This window comes from Micromonospora sp. NPDC048868, assembly GCF_043198195.1.
Taxonomy (GTDB): Bacteria; Actinomycetota; Actinomycetes; order Mycobacteriales; family Micromonosporaceae; genus Micromonospora; species Micromonospora reichwaldensis.
This window is the reverse complement of sequence record NZ_JBICUN010000004.1, coordinates 234,184-248,477: the sequence shown is the minus strand read 5'-3', so window position 1 is coordinate 248,477 and position 14,294 is coordinate 234,184. Positions and strand designations below refer to the sequence as shown.

The window sequence follows — 14,294 nt, the reverse complement described above, 5'->3', positions numbered from 1 at the left end:
CCGGGCGCGCCTGGCGGACGGCCGCCCATGGGGAGAACTGTGGCGTGGACGTCTCGGCCGGTTCCGGCCGACGTCGGGTCAGCGGTCGCCGGGGCAGGTGGCCGGGGCCGGGCCGAGGGCGTCGCTGCCGACGGGTGCGGGCCCGCCGCAGGCGATCGTCGCGCGCAGCGCGTCGGAGCGCTTGCGGGCCGCGTCGAGCAGGGCGAGCGAGCGGCGGGTCCGGTCGCGTTCGGCCCGGCTGGCGTCGTCGAGGAGCCCGCCGACCGCCCGGCGCTGGCCGGTGAGGAAGGAGTTGACCGCGTCCAGCGCCGCCGGGTCCGAGCGCTGCGTCGCGGCGGTGGTCAGCAGGCGTACGCCCTGGCGGGTGTCGGCGTCCATGTCGTCCAGCACGGCGCTGAAGCCGTCCTCGTTGCCGCGCAGCGCGGCCGCCTCGGCGAGCCGGGTACGGGCGAAGTCCAGTGACAGTTGGCCCCGGCTGACGTCGGAGCTGGCCAGCGCGAGCTGGGCGCGTTCGGTGGAGCGCTTCATGCCGTACAGCGCGTCGCCGGGGACGGCGTTCTCGCTGGCGGCCGAGATGCCCGAGAGGGCGACGGCGCCGGCGGCGACGCCGACCAGGATGGCGCCCCGGGCGCGGGCCCGGCGGGCGGTCACCGCCGGCAGCAGCCGGTTGCGGCCGGCGTCGGCGGCGGAGCGCCGGGACGACGGCTCGGTGGTGACGGCGGCCGGGGCGCCGATGCCCTCGCGTTCGGCCGTGGCCAGGAGCATGGCCCGCAGCCCGGTGCGGAACTCCGGGTCCACCTCCACGGCGGGCGGGGCGGCGGACAGCCGCTGACCCACCGCGACGAGCGTGGCCAACTGGTCGTCGGCCCGGGAACGGACGTGGTGTCGCCGGCCCCCGTTGGCCTCGTCGAGAAGCTGCGCGAAGCGCTCCGCGCGCCGACGGGAGAAGAGGTTGCTGTCCACCGCGGGCACCTCCTCTCGCTGGTCGCGGCCGGTCGGCCGCTGTCTTCGACAGCGACCGGTGACGGCGGGACACCACGGACGAAGGTCGTGGCCGGCCGCGCTGCCGGGCCTCGGGGGCCCGGGGGATGCCGGGGCTACCACCGGTCGCACCCGGAGAAACGGTCCGCACCGGACATGGGTTACGGGGCCGGCGGAGGCGAAATCACGGAAAGTGATCGCTGTCACGGGGTCGCGACGCCACGGACCTGCGCGTACATCGCATCGATGCACGGCGTTCCTTCTGTCCGGGACTACGGTTGGAAGCCGTCCGGCAGCAGCCGGGCCAGCGCTCGTACCGCGCGGTACTGGAGCGCCTTGATCGCGCCCTCGTTCTTGCCCATCGTGCGGGCCGTCTCGGCCACGGAGAAGCCCTGCAGGAAGCGGAGCACGATGCACTCCTGCTGCTCCGGGTTGAGCTGCTTGACGGCGCTGAGCAGGGCCACGTTGGTGATGTGCTCGACGACCGCAGCCTCCGGGCTGCCCTCCGGGCCCCGGTCCTCGCGGTCGGCGTCCAGCACGTCCCCGGTGGTGACCTCCAGCCGGTAGCGGCCGGACTTGAAGTGGTCCGCCACCAGGTTCCGGGCGATGGTGACCAGCCAGGCCCCCAGGTCGCGCCCCTGCCAGGTGAAGCTGCCGATCCGCTTGAGGGCGCGCAGGAAGGTGTCGGAGGTGAGGTCCTCGGCGAGTTGCCGGTTGCCCACCCGGAAGTAGACGAACCGGAACACCGTGTCGACGTACCGGTCGTAGATCAGCCCGAACGCCTCGGACTCGCCGGCCTGGGCCCGCTCGACCAGCCCCCAGACCTCAGTGGCGGGGTCGGACGGGTCGGGACGGCTGGGGAAGCCCGTCGACGTGTTGACCGGCGCGGCGGCGGCCGGCACCGCCGGGAGCACCGCCGTCTCCGCGCCCGACTCGTCGGGCGCCTTGGCCGGCTCCGTGGTGCGGCGGCCCTGCGCCGGCATGGTGGGCCGGGGGACGGCGACCCGGCCGCCGGCCGACTTGGCGTTGCCGCCCGGTGTCGCGGAGCGGGGCGGCGGTTCGTTCTGATGTGGCCGGCTGCGGGTCCGGCTCGACGCGCCCTCCCCCCGGACGGCGAGGCTGCCCGTGTCGTCCAGCGGACCCCGGGCGGCGGGCCGTTCGTTGAGCGCGCCGCGGATCACCGGGTTGGTCAGGCCGGCCGGCCGTTCCGCGTATCCGAAGGTGGTCACCGCGCCGCCTCCGTCCCGTCGGCCGACCACGCCGGTCGGCGCGTCGCCGTCGTGGCCCGGCCGGCTGGGCCGGGCAGGGCTGGCTCGGGGTGTGCCGACGGGCGGCAGATCCCCTTGAGGTGCTGGTCCAATGCGCTCACAGGCACGGGGGCCTCCTCGGGCTGAGGGGTGTCGACTCACGGCAAATGGGGTGAGCCGACCCGAGTGATGATAGGGCCAACGTCACCCACGCGTGGCAAGTCCGTTACACAGGGCGGAAGTATTTCCCGCCGCGCCGCACACCTGGCGGACCGGTTGTCCGTCGTGTGCGGTTGACTTTCGGATTACCTCGTGGTTGCGAAAGAAATTCCAGGTCAGCGGGCGGGTCACGGGGCTTGGGCGGAACGGCGGCGCGGGTGTCGATCCAGGACCGTCCGGGACGTCCGACGGGTCCCGGCGTGTCCTGTGGACGGGACCGGTCGCGTCCCGCCCGCGTCCAGCGGTCGTCCCGCCGGCGGGACTTGCCCGGGCCGCCGTTGCCGCCGACCGGGGTGTCCCCTCAGGCCTCCGGCGGGCATGGCCCACAGGCCCCGCGCTGTGCCAGACTCAGCCACCGTGCAGGACGCAACCGACAGCTCCGCCTCGACCCTCGTCGAGCGGCTCCACCGGGCGGCCGCCGCCCACGGCGACCGACCCGCGCTGCACTGGCGCGAGCGGACCGTCACCTGGTCCGAACTGGACGCGTCGGTGACGGCCACCGCCCACGCCCTGGCGGCCCTCACCGGGGCGCGACCCGCCGGGCCCGGCCCGACGCCGGGAGCCGCCGACCCGCACCCGCCCCGGATCGCCGTCGCGCTCGGCAACTCGCCGGACTTCGTGGTGAGCTGCCTGGCCGCGCTGCGCGCAGGGCTGGTCGCGGTGCCGGTCAACCCCGGCCTCACCGCCCCCGAGCTGCGGCACGTGCTGGCCGACTCCGGCGCCTCGGTGCTGATCTGCACCGAGCGGGTACGCGACCTGGTCGCCGACGCCGCCGGGGACCTGCCCGCGCTCGTCGCCGTGCACACCGCGCCGCCGGTGGCCGACGCCGGTCACCCGTTCCCCGACCGGGGCGGCGACGACCTGGCGCTGCTGCTCTACACCTCCGGCACCGAGGGGCGGCCCAAGGGCGCGATGCTGACGCACCGGGCGCTGGCGGCCAACCACGAGCAGGTCGGCCGCATCGACCCGCCCGTCGTCGGCCCGGACGACACCGTGCTGCTGGCGCTGCCGCTGTTCCACGCGTACGGGCTGAACGCGGGGCTCGGCGCGGTCGTCCACCATGGCGCGACAGGGGTGCTCGTCGACGACCTCGGCTCCGACGCGGGGCTGGCCGTGATCGCCCGGCACCGGGTCACCGTGCTGGTCGGCGTACCGTCGATGGTGGCCGCCTGGTCCACGGCGGACGGCGCCGCCCTCGCCGCGGCGATGGCGTCGGTCCGGGCCGTGGTCTGCGGCGCGGCGCCGCTGGAGCCGGCCGTCGCGGCCCGCTTCGCCGAGGTCGCCGGCCGCCCGGTGCACGTCGGGTACGGCCTCACCGAGACCGCGCCGGTGCTCACCTCCACCCTGGTCGGCGGGGAGCCGAAACCCGGCTCGATCGGCCGGCCGCTGCCCGGCGTCGAGTTGCGTCTGGTCGGGACCGACGGGGCCGACCTGTGGCGCGACGGCGTGGCCGAGCCGGAGGACGACGCCGACGAGCTGGACCTCTCCGACGTCACGCCCGGCACCGACCCGGGCCAGGTCGTGGTGCGCGGGGCGAACGTCTTCGCCGGCTACTGGCCGGACGGCCGGGGCGGCCCGGACGCCGACGGCTGGTGGCCCACCGGCGACGTGGCGTACGCCGACTCCGACGGCGACCTCTTCCTGGTCGACCGGATCGGCGAGCTGATCCTGGTCAACGGGTTCAACGTGTACCCGCACGAGGTCGAGCTGGTGCTCTCCGCGCACCCGGGGGTGGCCGAGTCGGCGGTACTGGGTGTGCCGCACCCGCGGACCGGCGAGACTGTCCGGGCGTACGTGGTGCCGGCGCCGGGGCGTCCGGTGACCGGTGAGGAGCTGCTCGCCCACTGCGCCCGCAACCTGGCCCGGTTCAAGTGCCCGACCGCCGTCGAGTTCGTCGACGAGTTGCCGCACTCGGTGATCGGCAAGGTGCGCAAGACCCTGCTCCGGACGGCGTCGTCCCCGGCGTCCCCGGTGCCGTCCCCGGCGGCGTCGCCGGAGACCCGCCCGCCGGCCCCGGCCGGCGCCAGCACGACGGAGGAGACCGATGCGTGAGCCCCGACTCACCCTGATCACCCGCCCCGGCTGCCACCTCTGCGACGAGGCGAAGCTGGCGCTGGACCGGGTGGTGGCGGTCACCGGGGACCGGTGGACCGAGAAGGACGTCACCGACGACATCGAGCTGGAACGCGAGTACGGCGACCGGCTGCCCGTGGTGCTGCTCGACGGCAAGGAGCACGGCTACTGGCGGGTGGAGGAGGAGCGGCTGCTGCGGGACCTGACCACGCCGCAGCTGTAGTGCCGGGCGCTATGGTGCTGCCATGACCCCGGCACGCAACCACCTGGTGTGGGACTGGAACGGCACCCTGCTCAACGACCTGAGTCTGGTGGTCGCCTGCACCAACGCCGCCTTCGCCAGCGTCGGCGGGCCCGCCGTGACCGCCGACGAGCACCGGGTACGGTTCCGCCGCCCGATCGCCGACTACTACGCCGAGGTGCTCGGCCGGGCGGTCGACGACGACGCGTTCGGCCGGCTGGACCGGATCTTCCACGACGCGTACCGCACCGGGCTGACGACCTGCGAGCTGGCGCACGACGCCACGGTCGCGATGGCCGCCTGGTCGGGCAGCCAGTCCCTGCTGTCCATGTGGTTCCACGAGGAGCTGGTGCCGACCGTGCACACGTACGGGCTCACCGGGCACTTCGTCCGGGTGGACGGGCTGCGGGCGACCGTCGGCGGCGACCGCAAGGCCGAGTCGCTCCGGCGGCACCTGACGGAGCTGGGCGTGGACGGCCGGGACGTGGTGCTGATCGGGGACTCCGTCGACGACGCCGACGCCGCCGTGTCGGTGGGGGGCCGCGCCGTCCTCTACACCGGCGGGTTCACCGACGCGGCACGGCTGCGCGCCTCCGGCCACCCGGTCGCCGACACCCTCAGCGAGGCGGTCAGCCTGGCGGGCACGCTGCCCTGACCGGTCCCGGCCTCCGTCCGGGCCCCGGCGGCAGACCGGCGGCCGGTCCGTGCGCTGGTGGCAGGGCCGGGCGGCGGGTCAGTTGCGCAGGTAGGCCAGCACCGCCAGGACCCGGCGGTGCTGCTCCGTGTCGGGCGGGAGCTGGAGCTTGGTGAAGATGTTCCGGACGTGCTTCTCGACGGCGCCGTCGGTGACCACCAGGGTCTTCGCGATCGCCGTGTTGGAGCGGCCCTCGGCCATCAGCGCGAGCACCTCGCGTTCGCGCGGGGTGAGCTCGCGCAGCGGGTCGTCGCGCCGCCGCCGGGCGAAGAGCTGGCCGACCACCTCGGGGTCGAGCACCGTCCCGCCGGCGGCCACCCGGTCCAGCGCGTCGAGGAACTCGTCGATCGCGGCCACCCGGTCCTTGAGCAGGTAGCCGATCCCGCCTCCGCCGCCGCCGGTGGTGGCGAGCAGGTCGTCGGCGTACGACACCTCGACGTACTGGGAGAGGACCAGGATCGGGGTGCGGGGCACCAGGCGGCGGGCCTCCACCGCCGCGCGCAGCCCCTCGTCGGTGTGCGACGGCGGCATCCGGACGTCGACGATCGACACGTCCGGCCGGTGCGCCACCACCGCCACCACCAGCGCGTCGCCGTCGGCCACGGCGGCCACCACCTCGTGCCCGCGCTCGGTGAGCAGCCGTACCAGCCCCTCCCGGAGCAGCACCGCGTCGTCCGCGATCACGATCCGCATGTCCTGTTGTCTACCACGTACGGCTCACAGCGGGAGTTCCGCGCGGATCTTGGTGGGCCCGCCGGCCGGGCTGACCACGGAGAGCCGGCCCCCGGCGGCGCGTACCCGGTCGGCGATGCCGACCAGCCCGTGACCCTTGGCCAGGTGGGCGCCGCCCTGCCCGTCGTCGTCGACGTCGACCTCCAGCCGCCCGTCGTGCCGGGCCACGGTGACCTGGCACTCGGTCGCCCGGCTGTGCTTGGCGACGTTGGTCAGCGCCTCGGACACCACGAAGTAGGCGGTGCTCTCGACCGCCGGGTCGAGCCGGCCGGCCGGGCTGGCCAGTTCCGGGTCCACCCGCAGCTCGATCGGGATCAGGCCGCGCCCGGCCAGTGCCGCCAGGGCGCTGGGCAGCCCCCGGTCGACAAGGATCGGCGGCGCGATGCCCCGGGACAGGGCGCGCAGCTCGGCGAGCGTCTCCCGGGTCTGGGTGACCGCCTCGTCCAGGGTGCGCCCGGCGGCCCGCGGGTCGGTGGCGAGTTGCTGGCGGGCCCGGCTGAGGTCCATCGCGAGCCGGACGAGGCGCTGCTGCGGGCCGTCGTGGATGTCCCGCTCCAGTCGGCGCAGCGCGCTCGCCTCGGCGGAGACGGCGGCCCGCTTCTGTTCCTCCAACACGGTGATCCGGTTGCGCATCTCGGCCACGCCGGTGAGCAGGGCCCGGCCGAAGCCGGCCTGCAGCAGCGCGCAGCCCCGGGCCACGATCGGCAGGGTGATCAGGAAGAACAGCCCGATCGCGGTGTGCAGCCCGATCCGGACGACTGTCGAGTTGCCGAGGCCGAGGAGCTGGGGGAGGCCGACGTCCTCCGGGTCGCCGTGCGGCAGCGTCCAGTCGTACGCCCAGTAGAGGGTGCCGGCGACGGCGCCGGCCCACCAGACCAGCGTGACCACGAAGGTGACGATGGCCACGATCAGCTTGAGGATGCCGTGCGCCAGGTCGAGCCAGGACTGCGCGTCCCCCATCGGCACGAAGATCCGCCGCCAGGCGCTCGCGCCGGGCTCCGGGAGCCGGTACTGGGGGCGGATCCGGGCCTGGTGGAGCACGGTGGGCAGGCGGAGGCGCTCGATGTCGGCGAGGCCCCGGGCGGCGTAGAGGGTGCCGCTGAGGATCGGCAGGCCGATCACCGTCACGACCAGCCCCAGCCCGGCAGCGAGGCCGACCAGCAGGACGACGAAGCTGGCCAGGGCCAGCGGGAGGCCCAGCAGCACGTAGCCGGAGTCCAGCAGGAGCTGTCGGGAGATGGTCGGCGCCGGCACGGGCTGATCGGCGGCGACGGGTACGGCGGTCATGTCAAGAGGCTAGGCAGCGCGGGGTCGCCGACCCATCCCGTCGGCCCGCCTCTGCGGCGTAGGGCTGGCCCTACCGTGACCGGATCGTGGGCGAGCCGTGGGCCGCGCGATTGGTCAGAGAAGTCGTAATTGAGCAATAATCGGCGCTACCGGCACCATCGCCACCGCCCCGAGGTCGGGCGGTGGCCGGCGGCGGCCACTGGATCGATCTTGCGGAATGGAGGCGCTGGTGAAGCCGCGTCGCGAGCTTTCAAGATCGCGATTTGTGCACGCGTTCACAAGCGCCTACTCTGTAGTTCCGACGCGCCCTGCTAGCACAGCCGGCAATCTCGGTCGCCAGCGGGGATCCCCAAACGGCCGGCCGCCCGAGTTGGCCGAGGATCGCACCGCACGGAGTCTCATGAGTCAGCACCGTCACCCTGGCGCGCCCGGCCGCGCCGGTGCCGTACCGGCGCTCCCGGATCTGCCGGAGGCGACCGTCGCGCGGCTCCCGGAATACCTTCGTGCCCTGCACAACCTCGCCGAAACCGGCCACGAGACCGTGTCCAGCGAGGGGCTGGCCAGCGCCGCCGGCGTGAACTCCGCGAAGCTCCGCAAGGACCTCTCACACCTCGGCTCGTACGGGACCCGTGGCGTCGGCTACGACGTGGCGCTGCTGGTCGACCAGATCGAGTACGTGCTCGGGCTCACCCAGCGGCGGGCCGTCGCCCTGGTCGGCGTGGGTAATCTCGGTCACGCCCTCGCCGGCTACGACGGCTTCGCCAGCCGCGGCTTCCGGATCGCCGCCCTCTTCGACGCCGACCCCGCCCGGGTCGGCGAGGAGATCAGCGGGCTGGTCGTCCGGCACATCGACGAGCTGCCCCGGGTCGCCGTCGAGGAGGCCATCGCCATCGGCGTGATCGCCACCCCGGCCCCGGCGGCCCAGGCGGTGGCGGACCAGCTCGTGGCCGTCGGTGTGACGAGCATCCTGAACTTCGCCCCGTGCGTACTCTCGGTTCCGGAGGGGGTCGACGTGCGCAAGGTCGACCTCGCGATCGAGCTGCAGATCCTGTCCTTCCACGAGCACCGCAAGGCATCGCTGACCGCGCTGCCCGCCACCGGTGGGTCCGCCCTGACCGCCCTGCCCGGGGGGCTCGCCGTCACCGACCCGCAGGAGGCGATCGGCACGTGAAACTGCTCGTCGTCGGCGCGTCCTACCGCACCGCTCCCGTCGCCACGCTGGAGCAGCTCGCGGTCGGCCCCGCGGACCTCACCCGCACACTGGACCGCCTGGTCGCCCAGCCGTACGTGACCGAGGCCGTGATCGTCTCCACCTGCAACCGGGTGGAGGTCTACGCCGCCGTGTCCGGCTTCCACGGCGGCCTCGGCGACATCTGCGCGGTGCTGGCCGACCAGGCCGGCTGCCAGCCCGCCGCGCTCGCCAGCCACCTCTACGTGCACTTCGACGCCGCCGCCGTGGACCACGTCTTCCGGGTCGCCGCCGGGCTCGACTCGATGGTCGTCGGCGAGGCGCAGATCCTCGGCCAGCTCCGGGACGCCTACCATTCCGCGACCGGGGCCGACACCGCCGGGCGGCTGCTGCACGAGCTGATGCAGCAGGCGCTGCGGGTCGGCAAACGGGCGCACGCGGAGACCGGGATCGACCGGGCCGGCCAGAGCGTGGTGACCGCCGCGCTGGAGCTGGCCGCCGGGCACCTCGACGGCGACCTCGCCGGCCGTCCCGCGCTGGTGGTCGGCGCGGGCGCGATGGGGTCGCTGGGCGTCGCCACGCTGTCCCGGCTGGGCGCCGGGCCGCTCACGGTCACCAACCGGGGCGCCGACCGGGCCGTCCGGCTGGCCGAGGCGTACGGGGCCAGCGCGACGCCGATGGCGGAGCTGACCACCGTGCTCTCCACAGTGGACATCGTAGTGGCCGCCACCGCGGCCACCGAAGCGGTCCTCACCCGTGACGTGGTGACCCGGGCGCTCGCCGGGCGCGACCCCGGCCGGGGGCCGCTCGTCCTGCTCGACCTGGCCGTGCCGCGCGACGTGGAGGCCGGCGTCGCCGAGCTGCCCGGCGTCGAGGTCATCGACATCGACCGGATGGCGACGCTGCTCGCCGACGGGCCCGCCGCCGCCGACGCCGCCGCCGTCGAGCGGATCGTGGCCGGCGAGGTCGACGCCTTCCTGACCTGGCTGCGCGGCGCCGACGTGGCGCCCACGGTGGCCGCCCTGCGTGGCCGCGCCGACGACGTGGTCGGCGCCGAGCTGCGCCGGCTCGCCCAGCGCCGCCCGGACCTCACGGACGACCAGCGCGCCGAGGTGGCCCGGACGGTGCACCGGGTGGTGCAGCGGCTGCTGCACCAGCCGACCGTGCGGGTGCGCCAGTTGGCGGCCGAACCCGGCGGCGACCAGTACGCGGCCCTGCTGCGCGAGCTGTTCGACCTCAAGGTGCCGCAGACGTCCCCGGTCGACAACGTCCCAGACATCGTGGCCGGCGACGCCGCGCCGCCGTTCGGCCTCACGGACGTCCCGCCGCCGTTCGGCCTAGCCGACGTCCCGCCACCCGGCGGCCTCGCCGACAATCTGCCGTCGACGGGTTCCGCCGACGTCCCGCCCCTCGGAGGTGAGCGATGAGCACGCCCCTGCGCCTCGGTACCCGGGGCAGCAAACTGGCGATGGCCCAGTCCGGCCACGTCGCGGAGGCCCTGACCGCCGCCACCGGCCGGCCCGTCGAGCTGGTCGAGGTGGTCACCGCCGGCGACCGCTCGTCCGCGCCGGTGCACCGGCTCGGCGTCGGCGTCTTCGTCTCCGCCCTGCGGGACGCCCTGACCGCCGGCACCATCGACTTCGCGGTGCACTCCTACAAGGACCTGCCCACCGCGGCGGCGGCCGGGCTGCACATCGCGGCGGTGCCGATGCGGCAGGACCCGCGGGACGCGCTTGTCGCCCGGGACGGCCGGACGCTCGCCGAGCTGCCCTCCGGCGCGACCGTGGGCACCGGAGCGCTGCGCCGCATCGCCCAGCTGCACGCCCTCGGGATGCAGCTGGAGGTCACCCCGATCCGCGGCAACGTCGACAGCCGCCTCGCGCGGGTGCTCGGCCCGGAGGCCGACCTCGACGCGGTCGTCCTGGCCCGGGCCGGGTTGGCCCGGCTCGGGCGTACCGACGTGATCACCGAGACGCTCGACCCGATGCTGATGCTGCCCGCGCCCGCCCAGGGCGCGCTGGCGGTGGAGTGCCGGGCCGACGACACGGACCTGGTCGAGCTGCTCGCCGTGCTCGACCACGCACCGTCCCACGCCGCGGTCACCGCGGAACGGGCGCTGCTGGCCACCCTGGAGGCCGGATGCTCCGCCCCGGTCGCCGCCTACGCCGTCGTCGCCGAAGGAGAGCCAACCGGCTCGGGCGTCGAGGGTGACTTCGTCCAGGAGATCTATCTGCGCGGGGCGGTGATCAGTCCGGACGGCACGAGAGACCTCCGGCTGTCCCGCACCGGAACGCTCGCCGACGCGGCGGAGATCGGCAAGGCACTCGCCGCCGAACTCCTCGACCTCGGCGCCGACTCGATCCTCGGCCACGATGGACACGCCGGCCCGGGGACCCAGCAATTTGGGAGCACAGAATGACCCGCACCCGTAAGCCCGTAGGCCGCATCGCCTTCGTCGGGGCCGGTCCCGGCGACCCGGGCCTGCTGACCCGCCGGGCGCACGACGCTCTGGTCGACGCCGACCAGGTGGTGTACGACCGGGGAGTCCCCGAGTCGCTGCTCGACGCCGTCCGCGCCCAGGCCAGGGAAGACGCCCAGTTCACCCCGGCGGAGGGCGCGCCGGGTGACGTGGCGAAGGTGCTGATCTCGGCGGCCCGTTCCGGGCTGAACGCGGTGCACCTGGTCGCCGGCGACCCGTTCGGCCACGATTCGGTCGTCAAGGAGGTGCAGGCGGTCGCGCGGACCGCCGCACACTTCGAGGTGGTTCCCGGGGTCGGCCAGGCCGAGGGGGTGGCGACCTACGCGGGCGTGCCGCTGCCGGGCGTACGGACGGCGGCCGACGTCGAGGACGTCAGCACGCTGGACTTCGACGCGCTGGCCGCAGCCGTCGGCCGGGGCTCGCTGGCCCTGGCCGTGGACGCCGGCGACCTCGCCGCGATCCGCGACGGGCTGCTCGCGGCCGGGGTGGAGGGCACCACCGGCGTCGGGGTGACCGGCGACGGCACCGGCGAGACGCAGTACACCACCACGTCGACCGTGGACTCGTTCGTCGCGGCGGCGCTCGGCTTCACCGGCCGGGTGGTCCTCACCGTCGGCGAGGGCGTGGGCCAGCGGGACAAGCTGAGCTGGTGGGAGAACCGGCCGCTGTACGGCTGGAAGGTCCTCGTGCCCCGCACCAAGGAGCAGGCCGGCGTGATGAGCGCGCGGCTGCGCGCGTACGGGGCCATCCCCTGCGAGGTGCCGACGATCGCGGTCGAGCCGCCACGCACCCCGGCCCAGATGGAGCGGGCGGTCAAGGGCCTGGTCGACGGCCGGTACGCCTGGGTGATCTTCACCTCCGTCAACGCGGTCCGCGCGGTCTGGGAGAAGTTCGCCGAGCACGGCCTCGACGCCCGGCACTTCGGCGGCGTCAAGATCGCCTGTATCGGTGAGGCGACCGCCGACGCCGTCCGCGCGTTCGGCATCCAGCCCGAGCTGATCCCGTCGGGGGAGCAGTCCTCCGAGGGGCTGCTGGCCGAGTTCTCGCCGCACGACGAGATCCTCGACCCGGTCGGTCGGGTGCTGCTGCCGCGCGCCGACATCGCCACCGAGACCCTCGCCGCCGGGCTCACCGAGCGCGGCTGGGAGGTCGACGACGTGACCGCCTACCGGACGGTCCGCGCCGCCCCGCCGCCCGCCGAGATCCGGGACGCGATCAAGTCGGGTGGCTTCGACGCGGTGCTCTTCACGTCCAGCTCGACGGTGCGCAATCTGGTGGGTATCGCGGGGAAGCCGCACGCCCGTACCGTCGTTGCAGTGATCGGGCCCAAGACGGCGGAGACCGCGACGGAGTTCGGCCTGCGGGTCGACGTCCAGCCGCCGCACGCCTCGGTCCCCGATCTGGTGGAGGCGCTCGCCGCCTACGCCGTCGAGCTGCGCGAGAAGCTCGCCGCCATGCCGGCGAAGCAGCGCCGTGGCTCGAAGGTGCAGGGGCCGACCGCCCTGAGGTTCCGGTAGTCGTAGCAGGAGGTCCGTGATGCCGTACCCCGAGATCCGGCCCCGCCGGCTGCGCCGCAACGCGGCCATCCGGCGGCTGGTCTCCGAGACCCGTGTCGACCCGGCCGAGCTGGTCGTGCCGATGTTCGTCAGGGAGGGGTTGACGGAACCGCGGGCCATCGCGTCGCTCCCGGGGGTGCTCCAGCACTCCCGGGACTCGCTCCGCAAGGCCGCGGCCGAGGCGGTCCAGGCGGGCGTCGGCGGGATCATGCTCTTCGGCGTGCCGGAGCGGCGGGACGCCACCGGCTCCGGCGGGATCGACCCGAACGGCATCCTCAACGTCGCGATCCGCGACGTCGTCGCCGAGGTGGGCGACGCCACTGTGGTGATGAGCGACCTCTGCCTGGACGAGTTCACCTCGCACGGGCACTGCGGCCTGCTCACCCCCGACGGTGGCGTCGACAACGACGCCACGCTGGAGGCGTACGCCGAGATGGCGGTCGCCCAGGCCGCCGCCGGGGTCGGTGTGGTCGGGCCGTCCGGCATGATGGACGGCCAGGTCGGTGTCGTACGCCGGGCGCTCGACGCCGCGGGCCACCAGGACGTCGCCGTGCTGGCGTACGCCGTCAAGTACGCCTCGGCCTTCTATGGCCCGTTCCGGGACGCGGTGGAGTCGGCCCTGGAGGGTGACCGGCGCACCTACCAGCAGGACCCCGCCAACCTGCGGGAGTCGCTGCGCGAGGTCGAGCTGGACGTCGCCGAGGGCGCCGACATGGTGATGGTCAAGCCTGCCCTGCCCTATCTCGACGTGGTGTCGGCGGTCCGCGCGGCGGTGGACGTCCCGGTCGCCGCCTACCAGGTCTCCGGCGAGTACGCGATGGTCGAGGCGGCCGCCGCCAACGGCTGGATCGACCGGGAGCGGGTGATGCTGGAGACGCTCACCTCCATCCGTCGGGCCGGCGCGCAGGTCATCCTCACCTACTGGGCGGTCGAGGCTGCCGGACTCCTCCGCCAGCGCTACTGACCCAACCCGCCCCAGCGAGACCCGCCCCAGCGCGACCCGCCCCGGCTTGGCCCAGTGCGGCGCGACCCGGCGCGTGCGGGTCCTGCCCGGCGTGGCCTGTTCGGGCGCGCCCTGATCCGGTCCGACCCCTTCAATCTCCGACCCGGTCGGGGCAGCGGAGCGGGTTCTAATCGAGCCAACTCATTCCTCTGCCGCCCGTCTCGGGACACTCGCCGGATCATCACCTGCCCACTCGCCGTCCAGTGCGATGTGCTGGTGCGTGGCGTGTCGTCCCTTGCAGGCATACGCAGGCGTCAGTGCTAGTCGCCGGCTTCGAGTAGACGCCCGCTCCGCATGCGGAGCATTCCTGACCGTAACGCTGAGTACTCGACCTGCGCACCGGATCCTACCGCCCTTCGGACGCTTTGCTCTGCATCCCCATATGCGCCAGTAACCCGGAGTGCCTGTTGCATATGGGGATGCAGAGCAAAGGGCGTGCAGAGGTTCGTCGGTCCTTCGGAGGGCCAACACTGAAGTCGCTGGTCATGGAGCTGCAGCCGTCAGCGGCGGTGATCGAGCGTCGTTCAGGGCCGGATATGCCATCACTTAGCGTAGGCAGCGGCGGAAAGACCGCTCCTGTTACAGCGCGTTAC

The 14,294-nt window shown here is 74.2% G+C and carries 12 protein-coding genes; 8 read left to right on the top strand and 4 right to left on the bottom strand.

Features of this window, described 5'->3' with window-relative positions:
• Window positions 1–78: 78 nt before the first annotated feature.
• The gene (locus tag ACGFNF_RS08415) at window positions 79–963 is read right to left on the bottom strand and encodes a DUF5667 domain-containing protein (protein WP_393166642.1); all 885 of its coding nucleotides are present in this window, start codon (window positions 961–963) and stop codon (window positions 79–81) included.
• A gap of 290 nt (window positions 964–1,253) precedes the next feature.
• Window positions 1,254–2,210, bottom strand: a complete 957-nt coding sequence (locus ACGFNF_RS08410) for an ECF subfamily RNA polymerase sigma factor, BldN family (protein ID WP_393166640.1) — start codon at window positions 2,208–2,210, stop codon at window positions 1,254–1,256.
• Between the two features lie 555 nt (window positions 2,211–2,765).
• Between ACGFNF_RS08410 and ACGFNF_RS08405 the strand changes: the two genes are divergently transcribed.
• The 3 genes from ACGFNF_RS08405 to ACGFNF_RS08395 are packed head-to-tail and all read left to right on the top strand — an operon-like array spanning window position 2,766 to window position 5,416.
• A complete protein-coding gene (locus tag ACGFNF_RS08405) occupies window positions 2,766–4,499 on the top strand; it encodes an AMP-binding protein (RefSeq protein WP_393166637.1) in 1,734 nt (577 codons plus the stop codon).
• On the top strand, window positions 4,492–4,743 hold the full coding sequence (locus ACGFNF_RS08400; RefSeq protein WP_121399981.1) for a glutaredoxin family protein: 252 nt from the start codon (window positions 4,492–4,494) through the stop codon (window positions 4,741–4,743). The genes ACGFNF_RS08405 and ACGFNF_RS08400 overlap by 8 nt, the downstream gene beginning before the upstream one ends.
• A 22-nt stretch (window positions 4,744–4,765) precedes the next feature.
• On the top strand, window positions 4,766–5,416 hold the full coding sequence (locus tag ACGFNF_RS08395; RefSeq protein WP_393166635.1) for an HAD family hydrolase: 651 nt from the start codon (window positions 4,766–4,768) through the stop codon (window positions 5,414–5,416).
• A 78-nt stretch (window positions 5,417–5,494) separates the two neighbouring features.
• Here ACGFNF_RS08395 and ACGFNF_RS08390 read toward each other — a convergent pair whose 3' ends face one another.
• A complete protein-coding gene (locus tag ACGFNF_RS08390; RefSeq protein ID WP_151453395.1) occupies window positions 5,495–6,148 on the bottom strand; it encodes a response regulator transcription factor in 654 nt (217 codons plus the stop codon).
• A 24-nt stretch (window positions 6,149–6,172) separates the two neighbouring features.
• Entirely contained in the window at window positions 6,173–7,474 is a 1,302-nt protein-coding gene (locus tag ACGFNF_RS08385; protein WP_393166633.1) for a sensor histidine kinase, read from the bottom strand.
• Between the two features lie 400 nt (window positions 7,475–7,874).
• Here ACGFNF_RS08385 and ACGFNF_RS08380 point away from each other — a divergent pair, with 400 nt between their 5' ends.
• Genes ACGFNF_RS08380 through hemB form a run of 5 tightly spaced genes read left to right on the top strand, consistent with a single transcriptional unit; the run spans window position 7,875 to window position 13,662 of the window.
• Window positions 7,875–8,645: a redox-sensing transcriptional repressor Rex gene (locus ACGFNF_RS08380; RefSeq protein ID WP_151453397.1), complete on the top strand. Its 771-nt coding sequence runs from the start codon at window positions 7,875–7,877 to the stop codon at window positions 8,643–8,645.
• Window positions 8,642–10,090 carry a glutamyl-tRNA reductase gene (locus ACGFNF_RS08375; RefSeq protein WP_393166631.1) on the top strand — a complete coding sequence of 483 codons (1,449 nt, stop codon included), beginning with the start codon at window positions 8,642–8,644 and terminating at the stop codon, window positions 10,088–10,090. The genes ACGFNF_RS08380 and ACGFNF_RS08375 overlap by 4 nt, the downstream gene beginning before the upstream one ends.
• Entirely contained in the window at window positions 10,087–11,082 is a 996-nt protein-coding gene (hemC, locus tag ACGFNF_RS08370) for a hydroxymethylbilane synthase (RefSeq protein ID WP_357579596.1), read from the top strand. Before ACGFNF_RS08375 ends, hemC begins: the two co-directional genes overlap by 4 nt.
• Window positions 11,079–12,659: a uroporphyrinogen-III synthase gene (locus tag ACGFNF_RS08365; RefSeq protein WP_151453400.1), complete on the top strand. Its 1,581-nt coding sequence runs from the start codon at window positions 11,079–11,081 to the stop codon at window positions 12,657–12,659. Before hemC ends, ACGFNF_RS08365 begins: the two co-directional genes overlap by 4 nt.
• A 19-nt stretch (window positions 12,660–12,678) precedes the next feature.
• Complete coding sequence (gene hemB / locus ACGFNF_RS08360; RefSeq protein ID WP_393166629.1) at window positions 12,679–13,662, top strand: porphobilinogen synthase; 984 nt, start codon at window positions 12,679–12,681, stop codon at window positions 13,660–13,662.
• The last annotated feature ends 632 nt before the right edge of the window (window positions 13,663–14,294 follow it).